Source organism: Ruegeria sp. YKSD179 (genome assembly GCF_059612885.1).
The window spans coordinates 1-9,734 of record NZ_JBXWRL010000090.1; the positions used below are offsets into that span (position 1 = coordinate 1).

General features: G+C 53.8%; 11 protein-coding genes and 1 pseudogene. 7 read left to right on the plus strand and 5 right to left on the minus strand.

Annotated elements, in window-relative coordinates; translation table 11 throughout:
* Positions 1 to 398 precede the first annotated feature (398 nt).
* Positions 399 to 1,496, plus strand: a complete 1,098-nt coding sequence (locus AC2FNE_RS23690) for a hypothetical protein (RefSeq protein ID WP_170609093.1) — start codon at positions 399 to 401, stop codon at positions 1,494 to 1,496.
* Here AC2FNE_RS23690 and AC2FNE_RS23695 read toward each other — a convergent pair.
* Both AC2FNE_RS23695 and AC2FNE_RS23700 read right to left on the minus strand, forming a co-directional pair.
* Positions 1,493 to 2,242, minus strand: a complete 750-nt coding sequence (locus tag AC2FNE_RS23695; RefSeq protein WP_170611222.1) for a creatininase family protein — start codon at positions 2,240 to 2,242, stop codon at positions 1,493 to 1,495. The genes AC2FNE_RS23690 and AC2FNE_RS23695 overlap by 4 nt on opposite strands.
* A gap of 60 nt (positions 2,243 to 2,302) precedes the next feature.
* Positions 2,303 to 3,073: a transporter substrate-binding domain-containing protein gene (locus AC2FNE_RS23700; protein WP_170609089.1), complete on the minus strand. Its 771-nt coding sequence runs from the start codon at positions 3,071 to 3,073 to the stop codon at positions 2,303 to 2,305.
* Between the two features lie 122 nt (positions 3,074 to 3,195).
* On the opposite strand from AC2FNE_RS23700, the gene AC2FNE_RS23705 reads away from it, so the two are divergent.
* Genes AC2FNE_RS23705 through AC2FNE_RS23725 form a run of 5 tightly spaced genes read left to right on the plus strand, consistent with a single transcriptional unit; the run spans position 3,196 to position 6,691 of the window.
* The gene (locus AC2FNE_RS23705) at positions 3,196 to 3,936 is read left to right on the plus strand and encodes an amino acid ABC transporter ATP-binding protein (protein ID WP_496806463.1); all 741 of its coding nucleotides are present in this window, start codon (positions 3,196 to 3,198) and stop codon (positions 3,934 to 3,936) included.
* A gap of 8 nt (positions 3,937 to 3,944) precedes the next feature.
* Positions 3,945 to 4,706: an amino acid ABC transporter permease gene (locus AC2FNE_RS23710; RefSeq protein WP_170609085.1), complete on the plus strand. Its 762-nt coding sequence runs from the start codon at positions 3,945 to 3,947 to the stop codon at positions 4,704 to 4,706.
* A 13-nt stretch (positions 4,707 to 4,719) separates the two neighbouring features.
* A complete protein-coding gene (locus tag AC2FNE_RS23715; RefSeq protein WP_170609083.1) occupies positions 4,720 to 5,070 on the plus strand; it encodes a carboxymuconolactone decarboxylase family protein in 351 nt (116 codons plus the stop codon).
* A complete protein-coding gene (locus AC2FNE_RS23720; protein ID WP_496806464.1) occupies positions 5,067 to 6,116 on the plus strand; it encodes an aromatic ring-hydroxylating dioxygenase subunit alpha in 1,050 nt (349 codons plus the stop codon). Before AC2FNE_RS23715 ends, AC2FNE_RS23720 begins: the two co-directional genes overlap by 4 nt.
* The gene (locus AC2FNE_RS23725; RefSeq protein WP_170482031.1) at positions 6,113 to 6,691 is read left to right on the plus strand and encodes a carboxymuconolactone decarboxylase family protein; all 579 of its coding nucleotides are present in this window, start codon (positions 6,113 to 6,115) and stop codon (positions 6,689 to 6,691) included. The genes AC2FNE_RS23720 and AC2FNE_RS23725 overlap by 4 nt, the downstream gene beginning before the upstream one ends.
* Positions 6,692 to 6,788: 97 nt before the next feature.
* Here AC2FNE_RS23725 and AC2FNE_RS23730 read toward each other — a convergent pair.
* Positions 6,789 to 7,496: pseudogene (locus AC2FNE_RS23730) on the minus strand (IS6 family transposase).
* 226 nt (positions 7,497 to 7,722) lie between these two features.
* On the minus strand, positions 7,723 to 7,950 hold the full coding sequence (locus AC2FNE_RS23735) for a hypothetical protein (protein WP_170609079.1): 228 nt from the start codon (positions 7,948 to 7,950) through the stop codon (positions 7,723 to 7,725).
* Here AC2FNE_RS23735 and AC2FNE_RS23740 point away from each other — a divergent pair.
* Positions 7,949 to 9,529: an adenylate/guanylate cyclase domain-containing protein gene (locus tag AC2FNE_RS23740; RefSeq protein ID WP_496806465.1), complete on the plus strand. Its 1,581-nt coding sequence runs from the start codon at positions 7,949 to 7,951 to the stop codon at positions 9,527 to 9,529. The two genes, AC2FNE_RS23735 and AC2FNE_RS23740, sit on opposite strands and share 2 nt — an antisense overlap.
* Positions 9,530 to 9,543: 14 nt before the next feature.
* On the opposite strand, the gene AC2FNE_RS23745 is transcribed toward AC2FNE_RS23740, so the two are convergent.
* Positions 9,544 to 9,734 (minus strand): hypothetical protein (locus tag AC2FNE_RS23745; RefSeq protein WP_496806466.1); only part of this gene is annotated, 191 nt, incomplete at its 5' end.

Consider the following 9,734-nt stretch of genomic DNA (forward strand, 5'->3'; position numbering starts at 1 on the left):
AGCAAACGCAATCCATTGGCTGCTCAATCAAATGGAAATAGTACGAGTGATCGGGACCGCCGCTCCGAACCGACGTTCGCTGCACTCTGCTTGAACGACTGCCTTGCGGACTTTCCAGACTTTCGATCAAATTTCTTCCATTAATAGTTCCGGCCTGCAGTCGCTAATCGTTCGACCCGAACATTGTGTTGCAGCTTTAAGATACCGGACTTTATACTGGAACACGCACAACTGCATAACCATCAAACAAACACCAAGAAACTTAAGTATTTGCTGTCACCCATCGCCGGGCAAGGAGGCCGCTGGACATCTTTGCGTTGACAATTGAAGTTACGCACTTTGTTCTTTGTATGAGGAAACACGGCTCAAGAATACTGGAAGGTGTTGAGGGTTTAGGAATGTCCACTTCAAGACGATTGAACGCTCTTTCAGGTGTTAGAAATCTCTTGGTCAATTGTGCCGAAGCGAAAGCAGGAGATCGTCTGTTGATAGCCTTTGAGCATGAAGACTTCGGCTATTTTGATCTCGATATCCGTCACGACATAGCGGCTGGCGCGCGCGCGATGGGCCTCGACGTTTCGATGATAGATGTTGGTTTCAATGCTGTTCAATGCGACTTGCCGCAAGATCTGAAGACTCACTTCTCGCTCTTCGATGTGGTGCTTTTCCTGTCACGGCTGGGTGACCAATTGCGCTTCTCCGAAATGCCGCCGGGCCCGAAATTTGTCGTGTGTTTTGCGCTCAACAGCCAACTGTTGAACTCGTCCTTCGGGTTTGCGGACTACCGTGCATTTTGTCGGGCAAAGGACGCAGTGGACGATTGTATTCTGAAGTCGCGAACTATTGGCCTGACGTGCCGGGCCGGCACCCATGTGACGGGTAGTGTCCCGCAAGGGACGACCGAAGCAAAGGACACGACCTCGATGCGGTTCCCGATGTCCGTCTTTTCTCCTGTTCCAGCGGATTTGTTTTCCGGACGTGTCGCACTGGGCGGCTTTCTGACAGGTACCGGATCCGCCTATTATGATCGCTACACGGTAGAGTTTGAGGGGCCCGTATTCGCAATTCTCGAGGCTGGTCAGTTAACTGGATTTGAAGGCGGCAGGGCAGATGTTGCAGCTGCCAACGAACACTATGATCAGGTATCGTCCAGTCTGGGCGTCGATCGCAATTTCGTACATTCCTGGCACGCCGGCATCCATCCCGGATGTGGTTTTCCGTGGGACATCCGGGAGAACTTCGAACGTTGGGGCGGCTCAGCTTTCGGCAATCCGCGGGTTTTGCATTTTCACACCTGCGGTGCTTACGCGCCAGGCGAGATTTCGTGGAACATTTTTGATCCGACAATCGAGATTGATGGCTTGCGCGTTTGGGAGGACGGGACGTTTCACCTTGACCGGCTGGAAGGCGGACCAGACATTCTGGCGGAGTACCCCTGCGCGGCAGAGATTTTTGCCAATCCGGACCGCAACGTCGGATTGATGGATATCGGTTAGAGCGTCTTTTGCCTTATTGCGCTGAACGTATCAAAGTTGTTTGCCAAGGCCTTTGAGGCAACGGTGAATAATTCCCTCCCCAGTTCCGGCGTCGCAAGGTTTGAGTGCGACCCGACCCTGCCATCGGGGAATTGGCGGCGATGCTCGTCCGGTGGCCCATGCCTGTCACCACTGTGTGCGGCGATGTAGGCGCGCGAAAGTTTCTTCGGCGGGTTGAATGCCACGCCGGAAGGTTTGCAGCCGTGAAGCGCCTGCGTGATCGCAACCTCGGATGGGGTGGCATGCATACCCTCCCAATTGCCAAAGAATTCCTCTCGCATTCGGGCGACTGGTTCGGGGTCCCACCAGCTTTGGATATGTACTGAACCCTCAGGCAAGGCGGAAGCCGCGGACCGTGCAGGAGCAAGGTTCGCACCATGTCCGTTCACGATGAAGACACCCAGAAAACCCTGCGCCAAAAGCCCCTGACAGACCTGCAAGATCGTCTGCTCGAGCAACTCGGAGGATATCGAGACCGTTCCGGGAAATCCTGTGTTGAACGGCGCCGGAGTGTAAGCGATGGGTGGCGCCACGACGCAATCGCATATCTGAGCTGCTGCGACGGAAACACTGTTGGCACAGATTGTATCGGTGCCGATCAATCCCATCGGGCCGTGCTGTTCAGTTGATCCGATGGGCAGCATCACGCAGACACCTGTGGTCAATCGAGCTTCCACTTCGGGCCATGTCATCAAGCCCAGCTCCATAACACCCTCCAAAGACAAGACGGCCGGGTCCGTACGACCCCGCCGCATAATGTTGTCAGGTCAAAGGCCCCATTTGGCCTTGTTGCTGTCGAAGAAGCCCTTGGCCTTCTTCAGCTTGACCCAGTTGTTCACATAGTTGATCCAAACCTGGTCATCCTGGGGCAACAGCATCGCAATGGGTGAAGGTGCCCGGGGGCCGGTTTCAGGCACGCGCACTACGTCAAACTTTTCTTCCAATGTGGAGCCTTCGATATTCGATGTGATGAAAACATCAGCCCGTCCTGCCAGCACTTCCTGGTAACCACGCGCTGGGGCTTCGACGACCATTATGTCCGCATCGGGAAACCATTCACGTACAAGCTTTTCAAAGGTCGTGCCGAGTGTGGTCGCGACCTTGACCTCTGGCTTGTTGATGGACTCGTATCCCGAGAAGTTGCCCGCCTTTTCTTTGGTAGTGAACGGAAAAATCTCGACCGAGATATAGCTTTCCGAGAACCCGGCTGCCTTCATGCGCGGGGGTGAGATCGAGGCGGATCCGGTGATGTGGTACTGGCCCGCGACTACGCCATTGACGAGGGTCTTCCAGTCGGTCGCGACGAATTCGACATCGACGCCGAGGTCTGCGGCGAGTTCGTTCATGATGTCGATGTCGAAACCCTTGTAAGAATTCGTGGCGGGGTCCTTTACGGTCATCGGATTCCAGTCACCGGTGGTGCCGACCTTCAAAACACCCGAGTTCAGAATTTCGTTCAGCGCCGATTGCGCGTTCGCAGCCCCGGCCAACGTCAGGCCAATCACGGCAACCGCTGCCGCCCTGCATAGTCTTATCATAATATTTCTCCCGTTGGTGGTATGTGGTTTTTGGTTTGATGCGCCATACTTGCTTGATAGGTTAAAGAAATCAAATAGGCTGTGATCTTGCACGTCAGCTCGGCCCAAAAGGGGGAACATTGATGGACGATCCAGCCATTCAGCTGGTTGCAGTGAACAAATGGTTCGGTGACTTCCATGTTCTCAAAGATATCAGCCTTACAGTCGGCTCCGGCGAAAAAGTGGTGATTTGCGGACCATCCGGTTCGGGCAAGTCCACTGTGGTCCGCTGCATCAACAAGCTGGAAGAGCATCAGCGCGGGACCATTCACCTCTACGGCAAGGAACTGACCAACGATCCGAATTCCGTTGCGTCGATACAAGGCGATGTTGGCATGGTGTTTCAGCAATTCAACCTGTTTCCCCATCTCAGTGTGCTAGACAACCTGACACTTGGCCCGATAAAGGCACGCGGCCTCAGCCGGGTAGAGGCAGAGGACCGCGCCCGGCACTACCTGACAAGGGTGCGAATACCGGAGCAGGCGGACAAACTGCCCAAACAGTTGTCGGGAGGGCAACAACAGCGGGTGGCCATTGCGCGATCCCTTTGCATGGAGCCCAAGGTGCTGCTGTTCGACGAGCCCACCTCGGCGCTTGATCCCGAGATGATCGCGGAAGTGCTGGACGTGATGGTCGAACTGGCGCTGGAAGGAATGACCATGATCGTGGTCACCCACGAAATGGGATTTGCTCGAAAGGTCGCGGATCAGATGGTTTTCATGGACCAGGGTGAGATTGTAGAGCACGGCAGTCCTGGAGAATTCTTTGGTAATCCGCGCACCGCGCGCTGTCAGAAATTCCTCGGCCAAATTTTGCAGCACTAGGGGTAGGCATGAAGAGACTGATCCTTCCACTGTCGCTTTTACTTTTGCTGTCGGGATGCTCGGCTTCGGGCAACTGGGGTTGGTACGTCATTGATCCGCGCACACCCGGTGGCTGGACCAATATTAAGTTTTTGGTCTCTGGCATGGGCGCAACGATCCTTATTTCCGTGATCGCTGCTGCAATCTCCATCGTGCTGGGTCTGATCGTTGCGCTGCCAAGTCAATCCAGCAACCGATGGCTGCGCCTACTCAATCGAGTCTACGTTGAATTCATCCGTTCGATCCCGCTGCTGCCGATGCTGTTCTGGGTGTTTTATGGGTTGCCCATCGTGTTCAAATCCATCGGATTGAATATCCCTATCGATCCCTTCTGGGGCGCGATCATCACGCTGGCGATTTCCGATAGCGCTTTTACGGCCGAAATTTACCGCTCAGGCATCCAGTCCATCGCACGCGGGCAAAGCGAGGCAGCGCAGACTATAGGTCTGAATTACTATCAGACTATGCGGTATGTAATCCTGCCCCAAGCCCTACGGCGCATTCTGCCGCCCTTGGCGAACCAGTTCATTTATATCGTAAAGATGAGTGCCTTTGCCTCAGTCATCGGTATGCAGGAACTGACGCGCCGTGCAAATGAACTGGTAGTAACCGAATATCGTCCTCTTGAAATATACTCGTTGCTGATTGTCGAATACCTTGTGCTGGTATTGCTGATCAGCGCAGGCGTGCGCTGGCTTGAGCGCCGCATGGGTGCAGACGAACGTCTCTGAAGGAAGGATCATCATGGACTGGCACGACTTCATGTCCGAAACCGAGGCCAACATCGACAAGCTGAACCGCGAAATCCCCCAAACCGTCAAAGGGTTCGGCATAATGGGTCAAGCCGCAAAAGCAGATGGCGCCTTGTCGGAAAAGACCAAAGAATTTATTGCCTTGGGTATCGCAATTGCAACCCGCTGTGACAGTTGCATCGGGTTCCATGTGCGGTCGCTCGTGCGTCTAAATGCAACACGAGAGGAATTTTGCGAAGCGCTTGCCATGGCCACTTACATGGGCGGTGGTCCGTCCTATGCCTTTAGCGCCAAGGCGCTGAAGGCTTACGACCTTTACGCCGCTGAGGCCAAAGACGCATGAGACCCGACCTGCCAGGATCGACCGGGTACATCCGTGATTGTTGGTATGTGGCCGGTCTGTCCGAAGACTTTGACTGCAGCTTGACGCCACTGCGCATGCTGGACGAGGACATCGTTATCTTCCGCGATACCGCCGGCAAACCCGCAGCACTGGAAGACGCCTGCCCGCACCGTAAACTGCCTTTGTCGCGGGGCACGCTGGCGGGAGACAATGTTGTCTGCGGCTACCATGGGCTGACTTTCGATTGCACCGGCGAATGCGTGATCGCCCCGACTCAGCTTGACAACCCGCCTCGGCGCGCCGCCGTGCATTCCTATCCGGCAGCAGACCGCTGGGGCTTTTTGTGGCTTTGGATGGGAGCGCCGGAGCGCGCAGATGTAAGGGACATCATTGAAATTCCGAATTTCGACAACCCCGATTGGGGTAAGACTCCCAAAGGCGGCATGTCGATGCAGTGCCATTACCTTTATATCATCGACAATCTGCTGGACCCCAGCCACGTTGCTTGGGTGCATCTGACTTCTTTCGCGGGCGCCGGTACAGACAACCGCCCTTTGGAAGTGGAAGAAATGGATAACGGAGTGATCGTCTCTCGCTGGGTGATGGGCGAGGCCCCACCGCCCTACTACAGGGACATGCTGCCCTTTGGCCCGACCTGTGATCGCAAGCAGCATTACGAATGCCGACTGCCGTCGACGGCAATCAACATGTCGGTGTACACGCCAGCCTCAGAAGGTGGATATGACAGGCCGCTGTCTTCAAACGCTTTCATCAACATATCCTACAATTTCATTACGCCGATCGATGCGACAACCTCCCGCTACTTCTGGTTCCAGCACCGCAATATGCACGCAGAAGATAGCGTCCTGTCAGAACGTATGTTCGAGGGAGCCAAGATGGCTTTCAAGGAAGATCAGGAGGTGCTGGAACACGTCCAGAAAGGCATGGCAAAACGCAAAAACGACTATCTGAACCTGGCGCTTGACGCAGGCGCCATGCGGTTCCGCAACAAGGTCGCCAAAGCCATTTCCGGAGAGCAAACATGACCGCTTGGATCAAGATGGTATCCGACGAAGACGCGAGCCCCCGGCTGAAAGAGCTTCTGGAGCACGCAAGAACACCGCATGGCACCGTGGATACGGTCATGCGGGTTCATTCTCTGCGGCCAGAGACGATGAATGGCCATGTCACCCTGTACCGTTCGGTGCTGCATTCGGACGAAAACGAATTGCCTTTCTGGTTTCTGGAGGTGATCGCAAGTTACACATCGATCCTGAACGATTGCACCTATTCGTTGACTCATCATTTCATGAACGTCCGCAACCTGATCAGAGATCAGGCTCGCAGTGACCGCATCTTTGTCGCACTGAAGGCACAGCGACCGGAGGATGAATTCGACGGCAAGGAACTCGCTCTCCTGCGATATGCGGCAAAGCTGACAACCGATGTAGGCAAAATGGTGCGTTCGGACTTTGAAGCGCTCAAGATCGCCGGCTGTGAAGATGGTGAAATCCTGGAAGTAAATCAGGTCTGTGCGTACTTTAACTACTCAAATCGTCTGCTTAACGGCTTGGGATGCACCACCGAAGGTGATCAGATCGGTTACTACAAGGGTGATTAGATAAGGGAAAGCGCTCACCTGGCTTGCCAAAAGCGTCTCCACCGGGTCCTGCCAGACGAATTCGAATTTATCTCTGTTAGGCCAGTGACGCTGTCCTTTATGGCGCACCAAGTTCGCGCCACTCGGCAAGAACGGCGGTGCGTGTCAGTTTGAAGGTGTCTCGGCTGGTTAGCGATCTTTCCTGGTTGAAGTGGCTGTAAACGGAGGAATGGACGGATACGAATTTCTGTAAACTTCGCATGCGCCGAAAACGTTGCATGGCGCGTTCTCTTCGTCGGAATGGTAGGTGCGAATTCTCAACGCGATTGTTGAGCCACCTTCCAGTACGTTGCTTTTCCAGCGCTCCTATTTCTCGGAGCGCCGCCTTGTAGGATGCGAAGCGATCCGTCACGATCTCTTCCGCACAACCATGGCGCTTCATCAATTTCTTGAGGAATTTCAGTGCTGCGGCTTTGTTTCGTCATTTCGTGACGACAGCTTCGAGCACCTCTCCTTCGTGATCGACCGCGCACCAAAGATAGTGTCTTTTGCCGTTCACCTTCACGAAAACCTCATCCATGTGCCACTTCCATTTCGAGAATGCGTGAAGTTGCTGAACACGCTTTCTTCGGGTCTCGGAGGCAAACATCGGACCGAACCTGTTCCACCAGTATCGGACAGTTTCATGGCTCACAACGATCCCGCGTTCGTGCAGCAGATCTTCAACATTGTGGGGTGACAGCGGAAATCGGATGTACAGCATCACCGCCGGGCGGATGATCTCGGGACTGGTTTTGAAGTACTTGAAGGAGGAAGGTTTGGTCATTCCTAAATGCTATGCACCCGCCCTGCCCGCCTCAAGCAAAGTTCTTCTGACATGACCGGCTCGGCTAACGCGTATGCCGAGGATCACACCTATGGCTGAGCTTGCGTACCGCGTTTTCTTACCCCTTCGACCGGCGCTGTCCCGGATCGCGTCTTGGTTCGGGGCGAAGCCGGTCAACCAGATTGACACGCAGATGTGAGCTCAGGGTTGGATAGCAGACCGAGCGTTAAGAAGCCCCAAGGTCTGCTATGCGGATAGAGGCGCCGTTGGCTGCAGAAAAAACCTGCAACTGCTGTAGAATAGCGTCGCGCAGACGATGGCGTCCAATGTTGGTTTCCAAGCCTTCTATGTTTCGTCGATCTTCGAACATTTGCCCCCGTTTTGTGGATTTGCTTAGTGCAAGCATAATGACAGAAACACGCAGACGCATTTTGTCGACCAAGAGGGTTCCCATGGCACTCAGAAATTCCCCTGCGTCAAACGCGCAGCCTAGCTCTATGAATTGGTTAGTAGAGAATGCTGCGCGAGTTGCACTGCCTATTCGCCTAAAGCTACCTGTCGCATTCTTGATAGTGGTCCTTTTGATGGTGGCATTGTCGCTAGCTGGACTATCAGAACTGCGACGAGCGAATATTAGAGCCGCAGAATTGGTAGGTGATCAAATTCGGATAAGCACTTTGCGGTCCATCGAACGTAGTATCTCAGCGGTTAACCTTGTTGGGGCAGAGTTGTTTCTGAACGTCGGAGATCAATCTCAGAACAATAATCTCGCCAAAAAGTTCTACGATGAAGTGTTGCTCTTCCGAGCGGCCGCCGCGCAGACAGGAAATGAGAGAAGAGCCACGCACTTTCTTACAAAGAAGTATGAGAAAGAATTCTTTACCAAGGAAAGAGACGTGCAAACTGAAGCTTCAAAAATGCGTGCCTTGTATGTCCAAGGAGACGTTTCCGCTGCCAGACGTGTCTATGACACAACCCTTTCAGAGGCACTTGAAAAGTTTAATCGCGTTGTTTCTTCGATCTCCTTTGACCTGGGTCGGGAAATGCAGGCGCGCGTCGAAGAGAATGCCAAAGCGTTTGAGAAAGCCCAAAATTTAGTTGTAGGCACATCCGTCTTAGCAATTGCGACGGCGCTGTTGCTCGGTTTAACGATTTCAGCATCTGTCACGCAGCCTTTGGACCGAATACGTAAGGCATTGGGTGAACTATCGTATGGGCGTTTCAATGCACGTGTATTCGTGCCAAATCGGGACGAAATTGGAGAGCTAGCCCAGCACGTTAACCAGACCAGCGCGAAGTTGGGAGAGTTATATGATGAGGTACAACATCAGAAGGCGGAATTGGCTACACTGAATTCTGCACTGGAAGACAAAGTTAAAAAACAAGTTCAGGAGATTGAGCGCGCAAATCGTTTGCGGCGGTTCTTGCCGGCCCAAATTGCCGAGTTGATCGTTTCAGAACCTGAAGAAGAGGATATACTGCGTACTAAGCGCGCCGAGATCAGCGTTCTGTTTATTGATCTGCGTGGGTTTACCGCCTTTGCAAACTCCGCACCGCCAGATCGAGTGATCGAAGCACTTAACGCATTTCACACTGCCGGCGGCCCGTTAATCGAAGCAAGCGGCGGCACACTGGAACGTTTCCTGGGCGATGGTCTTCTGGTGCTGTTTGGCGCACCGGTTTCCGTAGAGAACGCGGCACAAAAGGCCACAGAACTAGCGCTGGATTTACGCGCGGCGGTCAGGATCGCGATAAAGCCATTTGGGACTGGTGCGAAAGAGCATCAACTTGGGCTCGGTATCGGTATTGGTACGGGGACAGCAACGTTAGGCCAAATCGGTTTTCAGGCTCGTCGCGATTATTCGGCGATTGGACCTGCGCCGAATTTGGCAGCCCGCCTATGTGAACAAGCAAAAGATGGTCAGATATTGATTTCTCAGGCAACTGCCAATCAGATTGATTTTGACCTGCGACCTGCAGGCCCTTTCAGCTTGAAGGGCATTGGAGGCTCCGTCGTCGCTTTTGAGTTGTGAGATCCTTGTTCAAATTAATGGCGCATTGGGCTCGGTGCAGACGTTGGGCAGATTTCAGCGAATGCCTGCTGTGCAGATGGGGTGGATGGCTCCTGCTCCATCGGCGTCGCGATGCGCCATAGTGCAGGTGTCGTTATCTGCGAGAGAGGAGTCACCCCATGCAAGTTACCACGATCGGCCTTGATCTGGCCAAGAACGTCTTTCA

Bases quoted from the DNA above. Each gene is read 5' to 3' on its own strand.
- AC2FNE_RS23690 (WP_170609093.1), top strand. From the start codon at position 399: ATGTCCACTTCAAGACGATTGAACGCTCTTTCAGGTGTTAGAAATCTC.
- AC2FNE_RS23695 (WP_170611222.1), bottom strand. From the start codon at position 2,242: ATGGAGCTGGGCTTGATGACATGGCCCGAAGTGGAAGCTCGATTGACC.
- AC2FNE_RS23700 (WP_170609089.1), bottom strand. From the start codon at position 3,073: ATGATAAGACTATGCAGGGCGGCAGCGGTTGCCGTGATTGGCCTGACG.
- AC2FNE_RS23705 (WP_496806463.1), top strand. From the start codon at position 3,196: ATGGACGATCCAGCCATTCAGCTGGTTGCAGTGAACAAATGGTTCGGT.
- AC2FNE_RS23710 (WP_170609085.1), top strand. From the start codon at position 3,945: ATGAAGAGACTGATCCTTCCACTGTCGCTTTTACTTTTGCTGTCGGGA.
- AC2FNE_RS23715 (WP_170609083.1), top strand. From the start codon at position 4,720: ATGGACTGGCACGACTTCATGTCCGAAACCGAGGCCAACATCGACAAG.
- AC2FNE_RS23720 (WP_496806464.1), top strand. From the start codon at position 5,067: ATGAGACCCGACCTGCCAGGATCGACCGGGTACATCCGTGATTGTTGG.
- AC2FNE_RS23725 (WP_170482031.1), top strand. From the start codon at position 6,113: ATGACCGCTTGGATCAAGATGGTATCCGACGAAGACGCGAGCCCCCGG.
- AC2FNE_RS23740 (WP_496806465.1), top strand. From the start codon at position 7,949: ATGGCACTCAGAAATTCCCCTGCGTCAAACGCGCAGCCTAGCTCTATG.
- AC2FNE_RS23735 (WP_170609079.1), bottom strand. From the start codon at position 7,950: ATGGGAACCCTCTTGGTCGACAAAATGCGTCTGCGTGTTTCTGTCATT.